Annotated in this window: 17 protein-coding genes; 8 read left to right on the forward strand and 9 right to left on the reverse strand. The window is 72.6% G+C overall.

Features of this window, described 5'->3' with window-relative positions:
* Positions 1–66: 66 nt before the first annotated feature.
* The 5 genes from M4D82_RS21660 to M4D82_RS21680 all read left to right on the forward strand — a co-directional run bounded on the left by M4D82_RS21660 (position 67) and on the right by M4D82_RS21680 (position 5383).
* Positions 67–819 carry a GntR family transcriptional regulator gene (locus tag M4D82_RS21660; protein WP_249767619.1) on the forward strand — a complete coding sequence of 251 codons (753 nt, stop codon included), beginning with the start codon at positions 67–69 and terminating at the stop codon, positions 817–819.
* 270 nt (positions 820–1089) lie between these two features.
* Entirely contained in the window at positions 1090–1284 is a 195-nt protein-coding gene (locus M4D82_RS21665) for an SPOR domain-containing protein (protein WP_249767620.1), read from the forward strand.
* Between the two features lie 52 nt (positions 1285–1336).
* Entirely contained in the window at positions 1337–1744 is a 408-nt protein-coding gene (locus M4D82_RS21670; protein ID WP_249767621.1) for a (deoxy)nucleoside triphosphate pyrophosphohydrolase, read from the forward strand.
* A gap of 376 nt (positions 1745–2120) precedes the next feature.
* Complete coding sequence (locus tag M4D82_RS21675) at positions 2121–2549, forward strand: ATP-binding protein (protein ID WP_249772029.1); 429 nt, start codon at positions 2121–2123, stop codon at positions 2547–2549.
* A gap of 173 nt (positions 2550–2722) precedes the next feature.
* Positions 2723–5383: a SpoIIE family protein phosphatase gene (locus tag M4D82_RS21680; RefSeq protein WP_502988977.1), complete on the forward strand. Its 2661-nt coding sequence runs from the start codon at positions 2723–2725 to the stop codon at positions 5381–5383.
* 48 nt (positions 5384–5431) lie between these two features.
* Here M4D82_RS21680 and M4D82_RS21685 read toward each other — a convergent pair whose 3' ends face one another.
* From M4D82_RS21685 to M4D82_RS21725, 9 genes are all read right to left on the reverse strand, one after another.
* Positions 5432–6151 (reverse strand): PspA/IM30 family protein, encoded by a 720-nt coding sequence (locus M4D82_RS21685; RefSeq protein WP_249767622.1) that lies wholly within the window; start codon positions 6149–6151, stop codon positions 5432–5434.
* Between the two features lie 89 nt (positions 6152–6240).
* Positions 6241–8379 carry a TPM domain-containing protein gene (locus M4D82_RS21690; protein ID WP_502988978.1) on the reverse strand — a complete coding sequence of 713 codons (2139 nt, stop codon included), beginning with the start codon at positions 8377–8379 and terminating at the stop codon, positions 6241–6243.
* A gap of 58 nt (positions 8380–8437) precedes the next feature.
* Entirely contained in the window at positions 8438–9469 is a 1032-nt protein-coding gene (locus M4D82_RS21695; RefSeq protein ID WP_249767623.1) for an outer membrane protein assembly factor BamB family protein, read from the reverse strand.
* 323 nt (positions 9470–9792) lie between these two features.
* Positions 9793–10683: a hypothetical protein gene (locus M4D82_RS21700; RefSeq protein ID WP_249767624.1), complete on the reverse strand. Its 891-nt coding sequence runs from the start codon at positions 10681–10683 to the stop codon at positions 9793–9795.
* Positions 10635–12164, reverse strand: coding sequence for a serine/threonine protein kinase (locus M4D82_RS21705; RefSeq protein ID WP_249767625.1), 1530 nt, complete (start codon positions 12162–12164; stop codon positions 10635–10637). The genes M4D82_RS21700 and M4D82_RS21705 overlap by 49 nt, the downstream gene beginning before the upstream one ends.
* Positions 12165–12386: 222 nt before the next feature.
* Positions 12387–13163, reverse strand: coding sequence for a succinate dehydrogenase/fumarate reductase iron-sulfur subunit (locus M4D82_RS21710; protein WP_249767626.1), 777 nt, complete (start codon positions 13161–13163; stop codon positions 12387–12389).
* Positions 13160–15073 carry a fumarate reductase/succinate dehydrogenase flavoprotein subunit gene (locus M4D82_RS21715; protein ID WP_249767627.1) on the reverse strand — a complete coding sequence of 638 codons (1914 nt, stop codon included), beginning with the start codon at positions 15071–15073 and terminating at the stop codon, positions 13160–13162. The genes M4D82_RS21710 and M4D82_RS21715 overlap by 4 nt, the downstream gene beginning before the upstream one ends.
* Position 15074: 1 nt before the next feature.
* Positions 15075–15899 (reverse strand): succinate dehydrogenase subunit SdhC, encoded by an 825-nt coding sequence (sdhC, locus tag M4D82_RS21720; RefSeq protein ID WP_249767628.1) that lies wholly within the window; start codon positions 15897–15899, stop codon positions 15075–15077.
* Positions 15900–16048: 149 nt separating this feature from the next.
* Positions 16049–16273: an Rv0250c family protein gene (locus M4D82_RS21725; protein ID WP_249767629.1), complete on the reverse strand. Its 225-nt coding sequence runs from the start codon at positions 16271–16273 to the stop codon at positions 16049–16051.
* A gap of 371 nt (positions 16274–16644) precedes the next feature.
* On the opposite strand from M4D82_RS21725, the gene M4D82_RS21730 reads away from it, so the two are divergent.
* The 3 genes from M4D82_RS21730 (at position 16645) to M4D82_RS21740 (ending at position 23276) form a co-directional block, all read left to right on the forward strand.
* Complete coding sequence (locus tag M4D82_RS21730) at positions 16645–18972, forward strand: ABC transporter family substrate-binding protein (protein WP_249767630.1); 2328 nt, start codon at positions 16645–16647, stop codon at positions 18970–18972.
* A 363-nt stretch (positions 18973–19335) separates the two neighbouring features.
* Positions 19336–21240 carry a translational GTPase TypA gene (gene typA, locus M4D82_RS21735; protein ID WP_249767631.1) on the forward strand — a complete coding sequence of 635 codons (1905 nt, stop codon included), beginning with the start codon at positions 19336–19338 and terminating at the stop codon, positions 21238–21240.
* 416 nt (positions 21241–21656) lie between these two features.
* Positions 21657–23276, forward strand: a complete 1620-nt coding sequence (locus M4D82_RS21740; protein WP_249767632.1) for a peptide ABC transporter substrate-binding protein — start codon at positions 21657–21659, stop codon at positions 23274–23276.
* Positions 23277–23284 lie beyond the last annotated feature (8 nt).

Consider the following 23284-nt stretch of genomic DNA (forward strand, 5'->3'; position numbering starts at 1 on the left):
GTGCTTGCGCAGCTCAACCATCGGTTGCCAGGGTGTAGCTGTCTGTCAACCTGATGGGAGTGGCGAGTGACTTTCGGTGAGCAGCCGGCCTATCTTCGCGTCGCCGGGGATCTGCGACGGAAGATCGTCGATGGGTCCCTGCCCCCGCACGCCCGGCTCCCGTCCCAGGCCCGGATCCGCGAGGAGTACGGCGTCTCCGACACGGTAGCGCTGGAGGCGCGCAAGGTCCTCATGGCGGAGGGCCTCGTCGAGGGCCGTTCGGGGTCCGGTACGTATGTTCGGGAGCAGCCGGTGCCGCGCCGCGTGGCCCGCTCCGGCTACCGCACGGCCGGCGCGTCGACCCCGTTCCGCCAGGAGCAGGCGGACTCCGCCGCGCGGGGCACGTGGGAGTCGAAAAGCGAGCAGGCGGCGGCCCCGGCCGACATCGCGGAGCGGCTCGGCATCGAGCCGGGCGACCGCGTCATGCGCACCCGGTACGTCTTCCGGGACGCCGGCGAGGCCATGATGCTCTCCACCTCCTGGGAGCCCCTGGCCGTCACCGGCCGGACCCCGGTGATGCTGCCGGAGGAGGGCCCGTTGGGCGGCTCGGGGGTCGTGGACCGCATGGCCGCGATCGACGTCGTCGTGGACAACGTGGTGGAGGAGGTCGGCGCCCGACCGGGCCTGGCCGAGGAGATCATGTCGCTCGGCGGGGTCCCCGGACACGTCGTCCTCGTCGTCAGCCGTACCTACTTCGCCTCCGGTCGCGCGGTCGAGACGGCGGACGTGGTGGTCCCCGCCGACCGCTACCGCCTCTCCTACCACCTGCCCGTGCGCTGAGTCCCGACGGGCCACCCGGCCGCCTGTGACGACCCGTCACGGCGGCCCGCACACCTCCCCGCGGCGGCGTCATCGACGCCGCCGTTTCGCGTTCCCCGCGCCGCGCGTGAACCGGCGTACACGGCCCGCCCGTACGCCTGGCCGGATGCGTACGCCCCCGGGGTACCTCTTCGTAAAAAACCGTATCCGCTCAGTAAAGGTCGGGCGTAAGCTCCGGCATATGCGCAATGCGGTTTCCTGGGCAGGTACATCGGCGGAGGGTGAAGCGCGATGAGCGACAGCGGTGCCCTGCTCGCATGGCTGGTCATACGTCAGGACGACAACGGCAACCGCTACCGGGTGGGCCGGTACGCCACCCGGGCCGAGGCCCAGAAGGTCGTCGACAGCCTCGACGACCGCGGACACAAGCAGCTCTACTGGGTCGAGCGGATCGGACAGGGCAGCCAGACCGCCACGACGAACTGAGCGTGGGGCCGCCCGAACGCACACCGAAAGAGCGCTGACATAGGCTCCGTCCATGACTGTACGCGTGGTCGTGGGCGGAGCCCTTTGTCATGACGGGCGCCTGCTGGCCGCCCGGCGCAGCGCGCCGCCCGAGCTCGCCGGCCGGTGGGAACTCCCCGGCGGGAAGGCCGAGCCGGGCGAGACCGTACCCGAGGCGCTGGTCCGCGAACTGCGCGAGGAACTCGGCGTCGAGACCGAGGCGCTGGAGCGGATCCCGGGGGAGTGGCCGTTGCGGCCCGGCCTGGTCCTGCACGTGTGGACCGCCCGACTGGTGGCCGGGGAGCCGACGCCGCTGGAGGACCACGACGAGCTGCGCTGGCTCGCGCCGCACGAGCTGGACACGGTCGACTGGCTCGACCAGGACCGCCCGGCGGTCGCCGAGGCGGGCCGCCGACTGATCGCGGGCCCGGCGGCCCCCTGACGGACCGGCGACGGACCGGCGACGGACCGGCGACAGACGGGCGACGGCCCGCCGCCCGCCCCGCTGTTCGACATCGCGTCCGACCTCTGTCCGAACGCCGACCGCCCCGCCCCGTCGGGCGCCGTCCGGGCCATCGGCGTACCGTGGTTCCCGTCGTCGGCCGCGAGGACGGGCGCCTTGCCGCGCACCGCGCCGCACGGTGGGGCGCATCGGGGCGCGTGACGCGCACGCGGTGGGCCGTCCGCGCCACAGTGCGCCGGTGCGTGCCGGATCGAGTGGTACGACGCCTCGAATATCGGGTATGTCGCTATTAGTCCCATTCTCGTCCCCCTTTCGTCCCCGACGAACCGGATTGGGGTCGCTGGTGGCCCGGGAAGTGATCGGCTTGATCGACACAGACGGTGAATGCGCCGAGTGGGCCTTCCCCGCCGAGCCCGGTGCCGTCCGCACCGCCCGCCACGCCGTGCGCGGCACGCTCCGTTCCTGGGGCCTCGACGCCGTGGGTGACGTGACCGTCCTGCTGGTCAGTGAGCTGGTCACCAATTCCCTGCGCTACGCCTCCGGCCCCATCGGGGTCCGTCTCGAACGACGCAATCCGGCCGCCCCCGATCATGTCGGCGGCCCGGCCCTGTTGGTGGAGGTATCCGATCCGCTTCCGGATCCGCCCCGCGAACGGGTCGCCAAGCCCGACGACGAGGGTGGGCGGGGGCTGCATCTCGTGGCCGTCTCGGCCCAGCGCTGGGGGACCAGACACGGGAAATCGGGCAAGACGGTGTGGTTCGAGTTGGCTCTTCCTGGTGAGTAACAAGGAGAAGGGTGGCAGGGGGTCTCCCGGACGGCGCCGGGGGAGACCACCGGGCGTGGCCGGAAAACAACGGGACCCTTTTGTGATCGTGAACGCCGTGCCGTACGGGGCCGTGGTGCTGAATACTTCGGTCATGGCCGGTCCGGTTGCGGTGAGCTGGAGGGGACGGTCGCGTGAGCGAGATACCTGCGCAGGCACATCAGGCCCGAGTGTCCGGGGAGACGTGGCACGACTCCTTGTGGCACAGCAGCCCGCCTGGCTCGATATATGACTACATAAAGGTGGCGTCGTTCTCGATCGGCCCGGACGGGCTGATCGACCAGTGGAGCCTGCGCGCCGAGGAGCTGTTCGGGCTCACCGCGGCCCAGGCGGTCGGCCGCGACCCCGTCGACGCCTTCATGCCGCCGGACCTACGGGCCGGTGGACACCGCAAGGTCGCCGAGATCCTCGACGGCAAGGAATGGACCGGCCTGATCCCCTTCCGCATCCCCGGGGGCGGCGGCGCGCACGGCGTGGCGGAGATCTACGTGATGCCCACCCAGACCGAGACGGGCGCGCGGGCCGCCCTGTGCGTCGTGGTCGACGTACGCGCCCTGCGGCGCATCGAGTCCGACCTTGCCGCTTCGCAGGCCATATTCGGCCAATCTCCTTTCGGATTCCTTCTCTTTGGTACGGACCTCACCGTGCAGCGCGCAAACCGCCGCTTCGCGACCGTCTTCGGTGGCGCCGCCGAGGAGCACCGGGGCCGGACCGTGCACGACTACCTGCCCCCGCACGAGGCCGACCGGATGGCCGAGGCCCTGCGCCGGGTCCTGGACACCGGCGAGTCCGTCACCGACCTGCGGATCACCGGTGCGGCCCCCGGCAGCCGCGAGAACCGGCACTGGTCCATCAACCTCTACCGCGTCCACGGCGGCTCCGGCCGCCCCATCGGCGTCGCCGGCCTCGGCCTCGACGTCACCCGCCGCCACCTCGCCGCCCGCGAGGCCGCCGGCGTACGACGCAACCTCGCCCTGCTGAACGAGGCCGGGCACCGCATCGGCAACTCCCTCGACCTGGAGACCACCGCCCGCGAACTCCTCGACGTCACCGTGCCCGGCTTCTGCGACCTGGCCGCCGTCGACCTCTACCAGGGGCTGCTGCTCGGCGACGACGACCGGCCCGCCCGCCCGCAGGGCCCCGGCGTGCCGTCCCTGCCCGGCCAGGGCGCCCGGCGCGCGCCCTCGGCGCCGCTGCGGCGGGTGGCGTTCGCCTCCGCCGTCTCCGACGCCCCGCTGTCGGGCTCCGGCGCGCCGGTCTCCGTAGGGGAGACCCACCGCTACCCGGCCGCCTCGCCCGGGGCGATGGCCCTGCGCACGGCCCGGCCCCGGCTGGTCGAGGCAGCCGCGGCCGACGACCTCGTACAGTCCACGCTGATCGTGCCGCTCGTCGCCCACGACACGGTGGTCGGCCTCGCCCAGTTCTCCCGTACGAAGGGCAGCGAGCCCTTCGGCGAACGCGACCGGGCCGTCGCCGTGGAACTCGCCGCGCGGGCCGCCGTCTGCATCGACAACGCGCGCCTGTACCGCCGCGAACACGAGCGGGCCCTGATCCTCCAGCGCAGCCTGCTGCCCCCCGGCGACCCCGAGGCGGCCGGCCTCGACATCGCCTGCCGCTACCTGCCGGGCAACGCCGCCACCGAGGTCGGCGGCGACTGGTTCGACGTCATCGAACTGCCCGGCCACCGCACCGCCCTCGTCGTCGGCGACGTCATGGGCAGGGGCCTGCGCGCCGCCGTCGCCATGGGCGAGCTGCGCACCGCCGTACGGACCCTGGCGCTGCTGGACCTCGAACCGGCGGAGGTGCTCACCGCCCTCGACGAGGTCGCGCGCGGCCTCGGCACCCACGGCAACCCCCAGGGCTGCGAGGCCTCCGGCGGCACCCAGGCCTCCCGCGCGGCCCTCCACACCCGCGATACGGACAGGTCGGACAGGTCCGAGGTGTACCTCGCCACCTGCGTGTACGCCGTCTACGACCCGGTGACCCGGCGCTGCACCATCGCCAACGCCGGTCACATGCCGCCCGTACTGGTCGAACCCGCCGAGGACGGCGCCCCACCGCGCCCCGGACTGCTGTTGGAGGTGCCGCCCGGCATGCCGCTGGGCGTCGGGGGCGAACCCTTCGAGGAGGTCGAGGTGGAACTCCCCGAGGGGGCGCTCCTCGCCCTGTACACGGACGGGTTGGTGGAATCCCGCGACCACCCCCTGGAGGACGGGCTGCGCGGGCTGCGCGAGGCCCTCGCCGATCCGGTCCGCCCGCTGGAGGACGTCTGCGACCACGTCCTGAACACCCTCCACACCCGGCACGGCGAGGACGACATCGCCCTGCTGATGGCGCGCGTCCAGGGCCTGCCCGTCGACGCCGTCGGCGACTGGCAGCTGCCGCGCGAGGCGCGTTCCGTGGGCCGGGCCCGGGAACTCGCGCGGGCGAAGCTGCCCGCCTGGGGCCTGGAGGGGCTGCTCGACACGACGGAACTGCTGGTCAGCGAGCTGGTCACCAACGCCCTGCGGTACGGGGAGGGCGAGATCCGGCTCCGGCTGCTGCTCGACCGGACGCTGGTCTGCGAGGTGTGGGACGCCAACCTGGCCCAGCCCCGCCGCCGTCGGGCCCGGGACACCGACGAGGGCGGCCGGGGCCTCCAGCTCGTCGGCCTGCTGTCCGCCGGCTGGGGCACCCGCCGCACGCACCGGGGCAAGACGGTCTGGTTCGAACTCCCGCTCCCCATGCCCGGCGGCGCCGGGGGAGAGGCCGTCACCGAACTCTCGGCGGAGCAGCTGCTGAGCATGTACGGGTAGGGGGCGGGGGCTTGCGCCGACTTACGCCGAGCTGCCGGCTTTCGCGGCCTACCCGGTCTTCCCGGCCTTGAGGGCGGCGAGGCGGGCCTCGACCTCCGAGGCCGCGGCGAGGTCGTCGAGCGCCTCGAACTGGGCGTCCAACGAGGACGCCGCCAGTTCGCCCTTGCCCAGCGCCATGGCCTCCTCGCGGCGGACCTTCTCCTCGAAGCGGTGCAGCTCGCTCGTCGGGTCCAGGACGTCGATGTTCTTCACCGCGTCCAGCATCGTGTTCTGGGCCTCGGCGCTCTTCGCCCGCGCCACCAGCTCGTCCCGCTTGGCCTGGAGTTCGGTGAGTTTGTTCCGCATCGACTCCAGGCCCGCCTTGAGCCGGTCCACGACCTCCGTCTGCGCGGCGATCGTCGGCTCCGCCGTGGACGCCTCCTGCTCCGACCGGAGCTGGCGGCCCAGCGCCACCTTCGCGAGGTTGTCGAACCGGTCGGCGTCCGCCGCGCCGCCGGCCGCGCGCAGCTCGTCCGCCTTGCGGCTGGCCGCGAGGGCCTTGGCGCCCCACTCGGCGGCGGCGTCCACGTCCTCCTTGTGGTCCGCCTCCAGCATCCGCAGGTTCCCGATGGTCGTGGCCACCGCCTGTTCGGCCTCGGAGATGTTGTTCGTGTAGTCGCGGATCAGCTGGTCGAGCATCTTCTGCGGGTCCTCCGCCTGGTCCAGCAGGGCGTTGATGTTCGCCTTCGCGAGCCGGGTGACACGGCCGAGGATGGTCTGCTTGCTCATGGCGCCTCTCTCCTGGGGGTCCTGGGGGTCGTGGGTGGGCCTGCGGGCGTGGGCCGTCGCGCCGGGGGCCTGCGCTGTCGCGCGGTCGGTCAGAAGCGGCCGCCACCGCCCATCCGTCCCCGGGTGCCGCCCCCGCCGAAGCTGCCGGGACCGCGTCCGCGTCCGCCGCCCCCGCCTCCGCCGAAACCCCCGCCGAAGCCTCCGCCGCCGTGTCCGCCGCTCCCGAAGCCGCCGCGCAGGATCTCGCCCAGGATGATCCCGCCGAGCACCGCGCCGCCCCGGCCGCCGCCCGCGCCCCGCCCCTCGTACGGGTCCCGGTACGCCGCCACGTCCCGCTCCGCCAACCCCTGCGCCTCCCGCGCCAACGCGTCCGCCCGCTGGGCCTCCGCCAGCGCGCCCGCCGGGTCGCTCCCGGCCAGCGACAGCGACCGCTCCAGGTGCCGCTGCGCCTCCGCCAGCCGGGTCCGGGCCTGGCTGGCGACGGCGCCCCGGCTGGTGGTCACGTAGTCCGTCGCCGCGCCGATCGCGCTCCGGGCCGACAGCAGGGCCTGGTCCAGCAGGTCCGCCGCCCGCCGCCGGCCCGACTCCCGCTCGCGCGCGCCCGCCAGGGCCTCGTCCAGTGCCGCGTCGGCCTCCTCGACCCGGCGCAGGGCGTCGATCGGGTCGTACCGGCCGGCCGTCCGCTCCCCGCGTACGTCGGCCAATACGGCCCGTGCCCGCGCGATCCGGCCGCGCAGGTCCCCGGTGGAGGTGCCCTCGGTGGTGCCGGTGAGCAGGCCTTCCGCGTCGGCGAGGTCGGTGTCCGTCTCGCCGAGGGCGCCCGGCAGCTTCCCGGCCGCCTCCGCCAGTTCCCGCGCCCGCCGTTCCACCGCGTCCACCAGCGTCGCCGCCTGGTCGACGGCCCCCTCGGCGGCCCGGACGTGCACGGCCGCCCGTCCGTTGTCCCCGTTGTCCAGGGCGGCCCGCGCCTCACCGAGATGGGTGGTCGCGAACAGCAGCCGGTCCTTGGCCTGTTCGGCGTTGGAAGCGACCGGCGCGGCCGCGGAGTCCGCGTAGAGGCCGTTCAGCGCCGTCAGGGTCGCCTCGGCGGTGGTCGTCCGCCCGGTCAGCGTCCGGAAGCGGTCCTCCACGGTGGCCAGCGCCCCCGGGGCGTTCTTCTCCAGGTCGCGCAGCCGGTCGAAGGCCGCCGCCTCGGAGTCCAGCCGCCGGTTGGCCTCCGTACACCGGGCCACGATCTCGTCCAGCATCCGGCGGCGGGTCGCCTCGTCCTCCGGGTAGGCGTCGTCCAGTTGCTGGCGCAGCCGGAAGGCCTGCGTCAGCTCGCTCTTCGCGTACTCCACGGCCTCGGTGAAGGTGCCGACGGCCTCGTCGCCGAACTGGGCCGAGGCGAAACCCAGCTCCTCGGTGCTGGTGCGCACCGCGTCGTCGGTCTCCACCAGCAGGGCCTTGGCCCGTGCGTCCAGTTCCGGCAGCGGGCTCGGCGGCGCTCCCGGGCCGGTCCACCCCGGGTGGGTGGTGCTCGCCGTGCGCCCGGTGCCTCCGCCGCGCCTGCGGCGCCGGTACGCGTACGCGGCGAGCGCCCCCGCCGCGCCGACGGCGACCACCGGCAGCACGAAGTCACCGGCCCCGCTCGGCCCGTTCGCCGCGTCGCCGCCCGGGTCGCTCTCGCCGGGGATGATCGTCGGGACGGGTACGGGCCGGCCGCCGAGCACGGCCGCGTAACCGTCCGCCGCGCCGATCGCGGCGCCCGCCCAGTCGTTCTGCCGCAGGGCGGGCTCGATGGCGGTCCGGGCGACCTGCGCGAGCTGTTCCTGCGTGAAGCCCGAGTCCACGTCCGCCGAATAGGCGTACCGGCGGGCGCCCGTGGCCACCGCCAGCAGCACGTCGTCCTGCCCGAGACCGTTCTTCTGCGCCGTGGCGTCCGCCCAGCTCTGCGCCGAACGGCCGGAGAAGTCACGGACGTACGCCACGAAGAGCTGGATCCGCCGGTCGGCGTACAGCCGGTCCAGCGCGGCCCGTACGGCGGGGGCGCGCTCGCCCAGGGCCCCCACGCGGTCGGTGACCTGGCCCTGCTGCGACAGGGTGACGGGGTCCTCCGCACGGGCCGGCGGGGCCTCGACCAGCCCCCAGCCGCCGAGCGCGAGCAGCGCGGCGGCGAGGGTCAGGCAGCCGCGCGCGGCCGCGCCGGGGAGGGCCTTGCTGCGCGTGCTGCTTCTCCGCGGATCCACATTCCGGAGGGTATGGGGGCATACGGGCCCCCGCACCCGGAGCGCGGGGACCGGCGGGCTACAGGAGCGGCAGGCCGATCCCCGTCAGCGACGGCAGCGCCATGACCAGGGTGTCGCGCGCGAGGACCACATCGCACGAGGCGACCTCCGCGCGCTCCCACAGCCGGGACGTCCTACCCGAAGCCAGGTCCATCCCGACCAGGAACGGCAGCCCCGTACGCCCCTCCCCGGCCATCCGCCCCAGCAGCCCCTTGCGGCTGCCCTCCCGCGAACGTAGGTACAGCACGCCGCCGCGCACCCCGAGCGGTTCCAGGGCCCGGCCCGGACTCACGCGCCGCGCGACGGGCCGCTCCCAGAGCTTCGCCCCGCTCCGCGCGTCCAGGGCGTACACCAGGTCGCCCGCGGCCGGCGACCGGTACGTGGTCACGTACACCACCCCGTCGTGCAGCAGCGGCCACGAGGCGGGCGCCCCCGGGGCGAAGCGCCACACCTGGTAGCCGTTGACGCGGTCGAGGGCCCGTACGACGCCCCCGTCCAGGACGTGCACCAGCCCGGCGGCGACGTCCGGCGCCCCGCGCACCCCGGACCGGTACCGGCGCGGCCAGGACCACAGGGGCTCCCCGCCCGACAGGTGCAGGGCGAGCAGTTGATCGCCCGCCTCGACGAGCAGGCAGTCGCCGGCGGCGCCCCGCACCCGCGCCCGGGGCGGCGCCGGCTGCCGCCACACGGCCTCACCGTCCTCCTTGGCCAGGGCGACCAGCTCCTCGCCCGCCAGGTACAGCACCAGGTCACCCACCGGCTCCGGCACGCCCTTGACCGGCAGGTCCCGCCACCAGCGCACCCGCCCGTCCGCCGGCTCCCGCGCCACCAGCCGCTTCGGCGACCCGTCGGCCGAGGGCACCACCACGCAGACGGTGTCCTCGTCCGCCCGACACCGCACCCACCCCGGATCCGGCAGCCGCTGCGGCAACGGGCGCGCCCGCACCCCTTCGTCGGCGTGCGCCCTCCAGAGCACGGCCCCCGTGGCGGCCTCCACGCAGCCCACCGCCAAGCCCGCCGCCCACACCACGCGTTCCCCGGCGGCGCGCACCGTGACGCGTCCGGTCAGGCCGCCCCGGCCCTCGGCGTCCCGCGCATCGGCGGGCGTGATCTCGACGCTCCACCGCGTCCGGGCGCCCGGCTCGACCGGCCGCGCCGGGCGCCGGATCCCGCGCGGGTGGTCACCGTGACGCCCGGGGCGGCGGCGGTCCCGGATCCCGGGCGGCCTGCGCCAGCCAGGGCGCGCCCGCCGTGCAGTCCCGGGCGATCCACGCCAGCTCCCGGCCCCGCTCGGCGGGGTCGGTCAGGCGCGGGCCGCCCGTACCCGGTCCCGCGCGGTGGCCAGGTCCAACACCGACGTGTGCTCCCCGGCGCTCAGGTCCCGGGCCGCCGCCAGCGCGGCGAGGGCCTCGACCACCTCCTCGTCCGCCGTGCCGGCCGCCTCCGGAGTGCGCAGGGCCCGCGCCCGTTCGCGCAGCCGCTCCGCCGCGCGGAGTCGCCCTCGCCGGCGCGCCGGGCCGCCTGCTTCAGCAGCCGGTCGGCCCGCTCCGCCACCAGCTCGGCCAGGGCCTCCTCCGCCCGCGCGAGGGCCTCGGCCGCCCCCGTCCGGTCCCCGACGGAGGCCCGCTCGACCGCCACCCGACACAGGGCCCGCACCCGCCCGGCGCCCTGCGGGATCCGGGCGGCCAGCAGCAGCGCGGCGGCGAGGTCCTGCCGGGCCACCACCGTGACGGCCTTGGACTCCGTCGCCGTACGCACCGCCGGGCTCCGGATCCCCGACAGGTACTCCTGCGCCCGCGCGAGGTCGGTGGGCGCGGACGCCAACGCCGCCCGCGCCAACACCGCCTCCTCCGCGGCGCTTCCGGCGAAGTGCCGCCGGGCCAGGGCGAGGCCCCGCTCGGGCGCGACGGCGGCCAACTCCTCGACCACCTTGCGCAGCCGCCTCTCCCGGCGTTCGCCGTCCACGGTGAACAGCGCCTGCTGTGCCTCGGTGAGCACCCGCTCGGTGCGGGCCGGCGCGTCGGGAGAGATGCGCCGGGCCAGCTTCGTCAGCAGCCCCGCGACCCGCTCCCCGTCCCCGGCGCCGTCCGTCCACGCCCACCGCTCGGCGTCCGCCAGCAGCCGCCCGGCGAGGTTCGCGTCGAAGCGCGCCGCCGCCTCCGCCGCGAGCGCGAGCCCCTCCGTACGCACCTCACCGGCGCCGGGGGGCAGGGAGGTCAGCGCGAGCTCCGCCTCCAGCAGCACGCCCCGCACGAAGTCCCGCACGGCCGCCGGAATCCCCCCGACCGCCCCCGCCCCCAACCCGTCGCCGGCGTCCGCCGCCCGCCCCTCCCCGGCGGGGTCCCGCGATCCCGCGCCCCGCACGCCGGGGCCGGCGAGCCGGGGTTCGGCCCGCCCGCGTTCCGCGAGCCCAGGTCCTGCGAGCCTGCCTCGCGCGCGGCCGCGTGCCCCGCGCCCGGGTCCTGCGAGCCGGGGTACTGCGCGTCCGGGTCCTGCCCGCCTGCGTCCCGTGAGCCGGCGTCCCGCGCGCCGGGTTCGTGGGAGCCCGCCTTCCGGGAGCCGGCGTCCCCCGTGCCCGGGTCCTGCGCGTCCGCGTCCCGTGAGCCTGCGTCCCGCGCGCCGGGTTCGTGGGAGCCCACCTTCCGCAAGCCCGCGTCCCCCGTGCCCGCGTCCCCCGTGCCCGCGTCCCCCGCGCCCGCGTTCCGCGGGCCCGCATCGTGCTCAGCCGGGATCCCGGTGGCCTCCGGATCCACCCACGTCTCGCCGGTCACCCCCGCGCCGCCGATGACCAGCCCGCCGCCGGCTACCCCCGCGCCGTCGGTCGCCCCCCGGTCCGCCTCCGCCTCCGACGTCGCCAGGCCGCGCAGTGCCTTCGCCACCCAGGCCGCCGACTCCGGGCGGTCGGCCGGGGCCTTCGCCAGCAGGGCCAGCACCAGCCGGTCCAGCTCCGGGGAGACCACCGCACCCGCCTCGCGCAGCGACAGCGGGACGTCCTCCACGTGCCGCCGCATCAACACGTACATCGGCTCGGCCGACCCGAACGGCGGCTCCCCGCTGAGCAGCGCGTACAGCACGCACCCCAGCGCGTACAGGTCACAGCGGGCGTCGACGTGCTCACCGCGCCACTGTTCGGGCGCCATGTACGGCGGCGTGCCGAACATCCGCCCGGTGACGGTCCAGCCCGCCGTCGCGTCCGCCGAATGCGCGATGCCGAAGTCGCAGATCTTCAGCCGCCCGCCCACCGGCCCGCCGACCGGGGCCCCGTCCGGCCCCTCAACCGAAAAAACGCTTCCGCTCCGCAGCAGGAACAGATTGCCCGGCTTCAAGTCCCGGTGCACCACCGCCCGCTCGTGCGCGGCGGCCAGCGCCTCCGCCGTCTGCGCGGCCAGGTCCACCGCGACGGCCGGCGGCAGCCCACCCCGCTCCCGGGCCAGCACCGCACCCAGGTCCTCCCCGGACAGCAGTTCCATGACGATGAACAGCCGCCCCTCGTGCTGCCCCACGTCGTGCACGACGGTGATGCCCGGATGCTGGAGCCGCGCCCCGATGGTGGCCTCCCGCCGGAACCGGGCGATCAGCTCCTCGTTGGTCGCCGCGTCCAGCAGCACCTTCACCGCCACGGCCCGGTCCAGGGCCTGGTCGTGCCCGGCCCACACCTCACCCATGCCGCCCGCGCCCAGCCGCCGGTCCAGCCGGTACCGGTCCGCCAGCAGATCCCCCACCCGCACCGCGAAGCCCCCTGACACCACGTCAATCGTCGATCCCAGGGGGCATTGTCCACGCCGGACGTGTCGAACAGGGGTCGCCTAGGGGGTGTCTTTCGGATCAGGCCGGGCTCGCGGTGGCCGGCACCGCGCCTCGCCGCGTTGTCGTCGGTCGCCGACGCTCCGCGTCGACTCCCTCCTCCGCCTTGCGATGCACGGCACCCACCACCGCTCCCTGAGCCGGCCTGACCCGAAAGACACCCCCTAGCGCGTATCGGTCCGGCGGCGGATCCGGCTGCCGAGCCACACCAGGGGGTCGTACTTGCGGTCCACGGCCCGCTCCTTCAGCGGGATCAGGGCGTTGTCGGTGATCTTGATGCCCTCCGGGCAGACCTCCGTACAGCACTTGGTGATGTTGCAGTAGCCCAGGCCGTGGTCCTCCTGCGCCGCCCGCTTGCGGTCCAGGCCCGCTTCCGCCGCCGCGTCCAGCGGGTGCATGTCCAGCTCGGCGACCCGCATCAGGAAGCGCGGCCCGGCGAAAGCCGTCTTGTTCTCCTCGTGGTCGCGCACCACATGACAGGTGTCCTGGCACAGGAAGCACTCGATGCACTTGCGGAACTCCTGCGAGCGTTCCACGTCCACCTGGGCCATCCGGTACTCGCCCGCCGCCACGCCCTCCGGCGGCACGAAGGACGGCACCTCGCGCGCCTTGGCGTAGTTGAACGACACGTCCGTCACCAGGTCCCGCACCACCGGAAAGGCCCGCAACGGGGTGATCGTGACCGTCTCCTCCGGCGCGAAGACCGACATACGCGTCATGCACATCAGCCGGGGCCGCCCGTTGACCTCCGCACTGCACGAGCCGCACTTGCCGGCCTTGCAGTTCCACCGCACCGCCAGGTCCGGGGCCTGCGTGGCCTGGATGCGGTGCACGATGTCGAGGACCACCTCCCCGTCGTTCACCTCGACCGTGAAGTCCCGCAGTTCCCCGCTCTGCGCGTCGCCGCGCCAGACCCGGAAGGCGGCATCGTAAGCAGTCACCCGTACAGCTCCTCTTCGGCGAGGTACTTGGCCAGCTCTTCCTTCTCGAACAGCGCGAGCAGGTCGGGGCGGATGGGGTCGGTCCGGGTGCGTACGAGGACGATCCGGTCGGCCGCCGGATCGGCCGGCTCCGGCTCCACCGGCCGGCACAGCAGGTTCACCGGCCGCCACTCCCGCTCCATCGCCGGGCAGTCCTCCCGCGTGTGCCCGCCCCGGCTCTCCGTGCGCTCCAGCGCCGCGCGGGCCACGCACTCGCTGACCAGCAGCATGTTCCGCAGGTCCAGGGCCAGGTGCCAGCCGGGGTTGAACTGCCGGTGCCCCTCGACGCCGGCGCGGGCCGCCCGTACCCGCAGGGACGCCAGCCGCTCCAGGGCCTCGGCCATCTCCGCCTCCCGACGGATGATGCCGACCAGGTCGTTCATGGTCGTCTGGAGCTCCTGGTGCAGCGTGTACGGGTTCTCCGCGCCCTCGGCCGCCTGGAAGGGGGCCAGCGCCTCGGCCGCCGCCGCGTCCACCTCCTCCGGGGACACCTCGGCCCGTCCGGCGGACGCGGCGTGCTCCGCCGCGTGCAGTCCCGCCCGGCGGCCGAAGACCAGCAGGTCGGAGAGGGAGTTGCCGCCCAGCCGGTTCGAGCCGTGCATCCCGCCCGCGACCTCGCCGGCCGCGAACAGCCCCGGCACCCCGACGGCGGCGGCGCTCTCCGAGTCCACCGCGATCCCGCCCATCACGTAGTGGCAGGTCGGGCCGACCTCCATCGGCTCGGCGGTGATGTCCACGTCCGCCAGCTCCTTGAACTGGTGATACATGGAAGGGAGGCGCCGGCGGATCCTGTCCGCCGGCATCCGGGTCGCGATGTCCAGGAACACCCCGCCGTGCGGGGAGCCGCGACCCGCCTTCACCTCGGCGTTGATGGCCCGTGCCACCTCGTCGCGGGGCAGCAGTTCGGGCGGGCGCCGGTTGTGGTCGGGGTCCTCGTACCAGCGGTCGCCCTCCTCCTCGGACTGGGCGTACTTCTCCTTGAACACGTCCGGGACGTAGTCGAACATGAACCGCTTGCCCTCGGAGTTGCGCAGCACCCCGCCGTCGCCGCGCACCGACTCGGTGACGAGGATGCCCTTCACCGACGGCGGCCAGACCATGCCCGTCGGGTGGAACTGCACGAACTCCATGTTCAGCAGCGGCGCCCCGGCGAGCAGGGCCAGCGCGTGGCCGTCGCCGGTGTACTCCCAGGAGTTGGAGGTGGTCTTGAAGGACTTGCCGATGCCGCCGGTGGCCAGCACCACGGCGGGCGCCTCCAGGACGAAGAACCGGCCCGACTCGCGCTCGTAGCAGAAGGCCCCCGAGACCCTCGGCCCGTCCTGCGCGCCGCGATCCTTCAACACCCTGGTGACCGTGCACTCCTGGAAGACCTTGAGCCGGGCCTCGTGGTCCCCGAACTCCTTGAAGTCCTCCTGCTGGAGCTGGACGATCTTCTGCTGGAGGGTCCGGATCAGCTCCAGGCCCGTACGGTCGCCGACGTGCGCGAGCCGCGGGTACTCGTGGCCGCCGAAGTTGCGCTGCGAGATCCGCCCGTCGGGGGTGCGGTCGAAGAGCGCGCCCCAGGTCTCCAGTTCCCAGACCCGGTCCGGGGCCTCCTTCGCGTGCAGCTCCGCCATCCGCCACTGGTTGAGGAACTTGCCGCCGCGCATGGTGTCGCGGAAGTGGACCTGCCAGTTGTCGTGGTCGTTGACGTTGCCCATGGAGGCGGCGATCCCGCCCTCCGCCATCACCGTGTGGGCCTTGCCGAAGAGGGACTTGCAGATCACGGCCGTACGGGCGCCCCGTTCGCGGGCCTCGATCGCGGCCCGCAGCCCGGCGCCACCCGCCCCGACCACGACCACGTCCCACGCCTGCCGTTCCACCTGTGTCATATCAGAAGATCCTCGGGTCGGTGAAGGCGCCGGTGGCCAGCAGGTACACGTAGAGGTCGCACAGGGCGACGCTGATCAGCGAGGCCCACGCGAGCTCCATGTGACGGGCGTTGAGCCGGCTGGTCCAGCCCCACAGGCGGTAGCGCACCGGGTGCTTCGAGAAGTGCTTGAGGCGGCCGCCCATGATGTGCCGGCAGGAGTGGCAGGACAGCGTGTAGGCCCAGATCAGCACGATGTTGACGAGGAACACCAGCGTCCCCACGCCCATGTGGCCCCACGCGTAGTGCTCGTCCCGGAAGGCCAGCACGGTGTCGTAGGTGAGGATGCCCGCGACCGGCACCGCCGCGTAGAAGAAGTAGCGGTGCAGGTTCTGGAGGATCAACGGGAAGCGGGTCTCACCCGTGTACGAGGCGTGCGGCTCGGCGACGGCGCAGGCGGGCGGCGAGGCCCAGAACCCGCGGTAGTAGGCCTTCCGGTAGTAGTAGCAGGTCAGCCGGAAGCCGAGCGGGAAGACCAGGATCAGCAGGGCGGGGGACAGGCCCCACCAGCTGCCGAACAGGTCCCAGTTGGGACCGCCGCGCATCGTCTCGCAGTTCTCCGCCAGGCAGGGCGAGTAGAACGGCGAGACGTACGGGGCCGCGTAGTAGTGGTCGTTGGCGAAGGCCCGCCAGGTCGAGTAGACGATGAAGGCGAGCAGCCCGGCGGCGGTGCCGGCGGGCGACAACCACCACCGGTCGGTGCGCAGGTGCCGGGCCGCGATCGCGGCCCGCGAGGGGGCGTGTACGCCTGCGGGCCGCTGTCGGGGTGGTTCCGTGCCTGTGGCCAAAGGAAACTCCGCGGGGAGTGACGGGGGTGGCCCAGGAGGACCGGCCGCGCGGTGCGGCCGGTCCCGATGGGGTGGACGGGGACGTGGGCCGGGGCGCACGTCCGGGAGCTACGCGACGCGACGCTACGGCGCCACGGGGGGCGCGTACGTCATGGCGCGCGGCGGTCGCGCGCGCCGAGCCCCTCGTCGTCGCTGTCGGTCCACAGGGTGCTGTCGTACGGGGTGTCCGGGACGGGGACCATCGCCTCCCGGCCGGCCGGCCGGGTTGCGGGGGTCGGCGACTGCCGGGCGATGTCCTGCTCCAGCCGCTCCACCGAGCGGACCAGTTCGTTCAGGTTGCGTCGTACGGCGGTCAGATCGTCTTGCAGGGACATGGTGACCTCACTTCCGCGGGTGCGATGGCATCGCTCACGGGCGCCTGCGAGTGTCGCGCCTCCCGTCCCCCGTTGTGAAGGGACGTGCAGCGATCGCCGGTGCGCAGACGGGTGCCGTGCGCCCCTCCCCGCCCCCATTGTCGTCCCTCGTACGGGGGACCGCCCGCCCGTGCCGCAACCCGGATTGGTCCGCACGGGTGGGGTTCGCGGCGTGGCGGGGGTGCGGTCCGCGGGAGCGGGTGGGCCGTCGATTTCAGTGGGTTCCGGCACCAGTGTGATCAGCTCCATATACCGCCGAACGTGATCACAGCGCGCACCTTCACGCCCCCCGTTGTTCACGGCCCCCACGCCCCGCCCCGGAGGTACCACCCATGACCCAGAGAAGGCGCCGGTCCTTGGCGCTCCTCACCTCGGGAGTCCTCGCACTGCCGCTCCTCGCGGGCTGCGGCGCGGGTGAGGACGAGGGCGGACCCGTCGCGGCCGGACAGGACATCGCGACGACGGCCCGCGACAAGGTGGCCGACGGCGGCGTGCTGCGCTGGGCCGTGGACACCCTCCCGCAGACCCTGAACTCCTTCCAGGCCGACGCCGACGCCACCACCAACCGCATCGCCGGCGCCGTGCTGCCGCAGCTGTTCACCCTCGACGCCAAGGGGCGGCCGGTGGCCAATCCGGACTACCTGGAGAAGGCCGAGGTCGTCGAGCGCGAACCCAAGCAGGTCGTGCTGTACAAGCTCAACCAGCAGGCGGTGTGGAGCGACGGCCGGGAGATCGGCGCGCCCGACTTCGTCGCCCAGTGGAGGGCGCTGAACGGCAAGGACTCGGCGTACTGGACCGCGCGCAACGCGGGCTACGAACGGATCGAGAAGATCGAACGCGGCAAGACCGACCTGGAGGTCAAGGTCACCTTCGTCAAGCCGTACGCGGACTGGCGCGCGCTGTTCAGCCCGCTCTACCCCAAGCAGGTCATGGGCACCCCGGACGCCTTCAACGAGGGCGCCCGCGGCACCCTCAAGGTCACCGCCGGACCCTTCAACCTCGGGGCCGTCGACAAGAAGAACGCCACCACGGCCCTGACCCGCAACCCGCGCTGGTGGGGGGCGCCCGCCAAGCTGGACACCCTCGTCCTGACGGCCGTGCCCCGGGCCGGCAGGCCGTCGGCGCTGGCCTCCGGGAAGGTCGACATCGCCGAGATCGACCGCGCCGGCGTCGACCGGATCGCGCTCGCCCACCGCGACGCGGGCCGCGTCGACGGCCGCCACGGGCCCGGCGCCACGCTCACGCCCGCCCAGGCCACCCTGTCCTGGGCGCTGGCCCACGGCCCCGACGAGACCAAGGCCGTCGAGGAGCAGGAGAGCCGCCGCAAGAGCGCCGAGGCGGTCCGCAGGTACGCCGACGAGCAGAAGGCCCTGCGCGGCTTCACGGTCCGCAAGTCCCTGGAGCCGGTCTACACCCAGCTGGCCATGAACGGCACCTCCGGACCCCTGACCGACGAGCGGGTCCGTCGGGCCATCGCACGGGCCCTGGACCGCAAGGCGCTCGCCGAGGCGGTCCTCAAGCCCCTCGGCCTGCCCGCGAAGCCCGTCGGCAGCCACCTGGCGCTGGCCGGGCAGCAGGCGTACGCGGACAACAGCGACGCCCTCGGCGGCCAGGACACCCAGGCGGCCCAGGCCCTCCTCGCGGACGCGGGCTGGCGCAAGGGCGGCAAGCTCACCGAGCCCGTCGGCGCCAAGGCGGGCGCGCAGAGCGCCGAGAACTCCGCGCAGGACGACTCCAAGACCCCGGCGGGCCCCGGCACCGGCAACGACGGCCTCTACATCGTCGGCCAGGACGACGGGCGCAATGACGACGGGCGCAACGACGAACTGCGCTCCGCGACCGCGAACCTCCCCGCCGGAAAGGCAGGCGAGCGCCCCGACGGCGCCCTGCCCGAAGGCGTCCCGCCGATCCTGGCCCCCGGCTCGCTGGCCGCCGAGCAGGAGGAGCTCCTGCTGCGCCAGGCCGAGGCCCTCGACGACGGCAAGCGGGCCGCGGCCGAGGGGGCGGGGGAGGAGGGTGAGGGCGACGACGACAAGGAACCCGCGAAGTCCACCCCCGCGCCCGCACCCGCCCAGCAGAGCGTGCGCACCTCCGGAGCCATGCTCGCCAAGGACGGCAAGCCGCTCAGCCTGCGCTTCGTCCTCCCGTCAGGACCCGGCTCGGAGGCGCTGCGCACCGTCGGTGACCGGATCTCCCGGATGCTGAAGCAGGTCGGCATCGCCACGGAGGTGAAGAAGGTCGCGGACGAGAGCTTCTTCAAGGACCACATCGCCTCGGGCCAGTACGACCTGGCCCTCTACTCCTGGCCCGCGACGGCCTACCCGGCCACCGACGCCCGTCCGATCTTCGCGAAGCCGGAGCCGGCCGCCGACGGCTCGCTCCTCGTCGAACAGAACTACACCCGGGTCGGCACCGACCACATCGACCAGCTCTTCGACCAGGCGGTCGGCGAGCTGGACGAGGCGCAGGCCCGCGAGCTGATGCGCAAGGCGGACGCCCGTATCTGGGCAGCCGCCGGCTCCATCCCGCTCTACCAGCGCCCCGAGCTGGTCGCCACGAAGCCGAGCCTGGCCAACGCCGGCGCCTTCGGCCTCGGATCCCCCCGCTACCAGGACATCGGCTGGAAGAAGCCGCCCACCGCCAAGAACAAGAAGAAGTAGTGACAAACGGGTGCCGAACAGGTTGACCCTCGGGTCACAACCTCAGAAGTGACTCAAGTTCCTTGCCCGCCGGCAGACCCGGCGGGCAAGGTCGTGGGTACCCGTTGACCCGTGTGTATCCCGCGTAGAACCCCGTACGAACGCCGTACGAACCCCGCTCCGCCCACAGCCGCCACCCCCCGTCCGGACCCCACCCGGAAGCGGTCTGTGCTCAGTCGTCCGGCCTCTTGACAGACCCCCCGGCAGCCGGTTCCCGCCGGCCGACGTACGATGGGGTAAGGCCGTGGCAGGTTTTCCGCCCGGTCGAGGCGCGCGTGCCAGGCCGTACGCGACGCCATCCACGATCCCGGGAGAAGCGCCGAAGTGCCCACGCGCCACGACATCCGTAACGTCGCCATCGTCGCCCACGTCGACCATGGCAAGACGACCATCGTCGATGCCATGCTCAAGCAGGCCGGTGCCTTCGCCGCCCACCAGCAGCTCGACGACCGCATGATGGACTCGAACGACCTGGAGCGTGAGAAGGGCATCACGATCCTCGCCAAGAACACGGCGGTGAAGTATCACCCCAAGGACGGCGGGGCCCCGATCACGATCAACATCATCGACACCCCCGGCCACGCCGACTTCGGTGGTGAGGTCGAGCGCGGTCTGTCGATGGTGGACGCGGTCGTTCTGCTGGTGGACGCCTCCGAGGGTCCGCTGCCCCAGACCCGCTTCGTGCTGCGCAAGGCGCTGCAGGCGAAGATGCCGGTCATCCTCTGCATCAACAAGACCGACCGCCCGGACTCCCGGATCGACGAGGTCGTCAACGAGACGTACGACCTCTTCCTGGACCTGGACGCGGACGAAGACCAGATCGAGTTCCCGATCGTCTACGCCTGCGGCCGTGACGGCGTCGCCTCGCTGACCAAGCCCGAGGACGGCACCGTCCCCGCGGACAGCGACAGCCTCGAGCCGTTCTTCTCCACGATCCTGGAGCACGTCCCGGCCCCGGTGTACGACGAGGAGGCCCCCCTCCAGGCCCACGTCACCAACCTGGACGCCGACAACTTCCTCGGCCGCATCGCGCTGCTGCGCGTCGAGCAGGGCGAGCTGCGCAAGGGCCAGACCGTCGCGTGGATCAAGCGCGACGGCACCATGTCGAACGTCCGCATCACCGAGCTGATGATGACCGAGGCGCTCACCCGCAAGCCGGCCGAGGTGGCGGGCCCGGGTGACATCTGCGCGGTCGCCGGTATCCCCGACATCATGATCGGCGAGACCCTGGCCGACCCGGAGAACCCGATCGCCCTGCCGCTGATCTCGGTGGACGAGCCGGCGATCTCCATGACCATCGGTACGAACACCTCCCCGATGGTCGGCCGCGGCGGCACGGGCAAGGGCGCGGACGCCAAGTCCGCCGTCAAGGACCGCAAGGTCACCGCCCGCCAGGTCAAGGACCGCCTCGACCGCGAGCTGATCGGTAACGTCTCGCTGCGCGTCCTCGACACCGAGCGTCCTGACGCCTGGGAGGTCCAGGGCCGTGGTGAGCTCGCGCTCGCCATCCTGGTCGAGCAGATGCGCCGCGAGGGCTTCGAGCTGACCATCGGCAAGCCGCAGGTCGTCACGCAGGAGATCGACGGCAAGGTGCACGAGCCGGTCGAGCGCATGACGATCGACGTCCCCGAGGAGCACATGGGCGCGGTCACGCAGCTCATGGGCGTCCGCAAGGGCCGCATGGACAACATGTCGAACCACGGCTCCGGCTGGGTCCGCATGGAGTTCGTCGTCCCGTCCCGCGGCCTCATCGGCTTCCGTACGGAGTTCCTGACGAACACCCGCGGTACCGGTATCGCCCACTCCATCCACGAGGGCCACGAGCCGTGGTTCGGCCCGCTGGTCACCCGTAACAACGGTTCGCTGGTCGCGGACCGCGCGGGTGCGGTCACGCCGTTCGCGATGATCAACCTGCAGGAGCGCGGCGTCCTGTTCACCGAGCCCGGCACCGAGGTGTACGAGGGCATGATCGTCGGCGAGAACTCGCGCTCCGACGACATGGACGTGAACATCACCAAGGAGAAGAAGCTCACCAACATGCGTGCGGCTTCCGCGGACAACACGGAGAACGTGATCCCGCCGCGCAAGCTCTCCCTGGAGCAGTCCCTGGAGTTCTGCCGCGACGACGAGTGCGTCGAGGTGACCCCGGAGGCCGTGCGTATCCGCAAGGTCGTCCTGGACCAGAAGGAGCGCTCGCGCACCGCGTCGCGCGCCAAGTCCGCCAAGTAGTCACACGGTTCACGGCCGACGGCCGAAAGACAGCCCCTTCCCACACCGGCTCCGGTGCGGGAAGGGGCTGTTCGCTTTTGTCAAGCGGATTTAACGGTTCGAGTGTCCGCATACCGACCGTGACGCTCCGGATGGTGAGCTAACCGTCCGTTTCGCACGTGTCTGTCTCCTATCCGTTTGTCCGGATTTCGGGTTTTCGCCGTGCGGTGATGTTGTGAAAACGAGACCACTTAAGTGTGGTTTACGGTCGGGGTGTCCCTGAGGATGGCTCCATTGAGCTCGGGTCAATGGGTCACACGCTGTGGGGAGCGTCGACTCACGAGCACACACGATGGGACCGGATTTCGCTGTCAGGGGTGTCAGCGGGAACCGGGTCCTTCACGAATCGACAGTGACTCCTGAGGAGGCAAAAACCCATGCGCGGAGCAACGAGCGCCAAGTGGGTCGCCGGTGCCGTCATCGTGGCGATGGCTGCCACGGCCTGCAGCACCAGCAAGGACGACGCCGGCGCCGCCGGCGGCAAGATCACCGTTGTGCTCGGCGAGCCGCAGCACGGTCTGATCGGCCAGAACACCGCCGAGTCCGAGGGCGCCGAGGTTCTCAACGCCCTCTTCACCGGCCTGGTCGAGTACGACAACAAGACCAACGAGCCGAAGCTGGCCGCCGCCGAGTCCATCGAGACCACGGACTCGAAGACCTGGACCATCAAGGTCAAGGACGGCTTCACCTTCCACAACGGCGAGAAGCTGGACGCCCAGTCCTTCGTCCGCGCCTGGAACTGGGGCGCCAACCAGGAGAACGCCGCCGAGGGCATGCCGTTCTTCGCCAAGATCGAGGGCTCCGAGGAGCTCGCGCCGGGCAAGGACAAGAAGCCCACGGCCAAGGAGCTCAAGGGCCTCAAGGTCGTTGACGAGAAGACCTTCACCGTCACGCTGAAGGAGCCCTTCTCCCAGTTCAAGACCATGCTGGGCTACAACGCCTTCTACCCGCTGCCGAAGGCGTTCGAGGCCGACTCGAAGAAGTTCGGTGAGGCTCCCATCGGTAACGGCCCCTTCCAGATGGACGGCGCCTGGGACCACAACAAGCAGATCAAGGTCAAGCGGTACGACAAGTACCCGGCCGAGGGTCGCGCCAAGCTCGCGGGCGTCACCTTCAAGATCTACGACAACCTGGACACGGCGTACAACGACCTGCGCGCCGACAACATCCAGATCGTCGACAAGCTCCCGATCTCCGCGATGGCCAACGTCTCGCAGGAGTTCGGCGACCGCTACCTGTACAAGCCGGAGTCGGGCGTCGGTTACCTCGGCCTCCCGCTGGAGCAGAACCCGGAGACCTTCGGCAAGCTGGAGGTCCGTCAGGCCATCTCCATGGCCATCGACCGGGACGCCATCACGAAGACCATCTTCAACGGCACCCGCAAGCCGGCCGACGACTTCATCAGCCCGATCATCCCGGGCTACCGCAAGGGCGCCCTCGGCGAGGTCGGTACGTACAACCCGACCAAGGCCAAGGAGCTCCTCCAGCAGGCCGGTGGCATCCCCGGCAACAAGATGGAGCTCGGCTACAACGCCGACGGTGGCCACAAGGAGTGGATCGAGGCCGTCGCCAACCAGCTGAAGACGAACCTCGGTATCGAGGTCACCGCCAAGCCGTACGCCAAGTTCGGCGAGCTGCTGGACGACCTGGGCGCCTCGAAGTACAAGGGCGCGTTCCGCATGGCGTGGTCCATGGACTACCCGGCGGCGGAGAACTACCTCCGTCCGATCTTCTCGAAGGTCGCGATCGAGAACGGCTCCAACTACGGCCACTACAAGAACGAAGAGTTCGAGAAGGTCATGTCGGAGGCCGACAAGGCCACCGACCCGGCCGAGGGTCTGAAGCTGTACCAGAAGGCCGATGACATCATCATCAAGGACCTTCCGTACATCCCGATCTTCACGTACATGTCTTCTTCGGCCTACTCCAAGTCCGTGAAGAACGTCGAGGTCGACGCCCAGGGCCGCATGGACCTGGCGAACGTCGAGCTCAACTAACACCCCTC

The organism is Streptomyces sp. RerS4 (assembly GCF_023515955.1).
GTDB lineage: Bacteria > Actinomycetota > Actinomycetes > Streptomycetales > Streptomycetaceae > Streptomyces.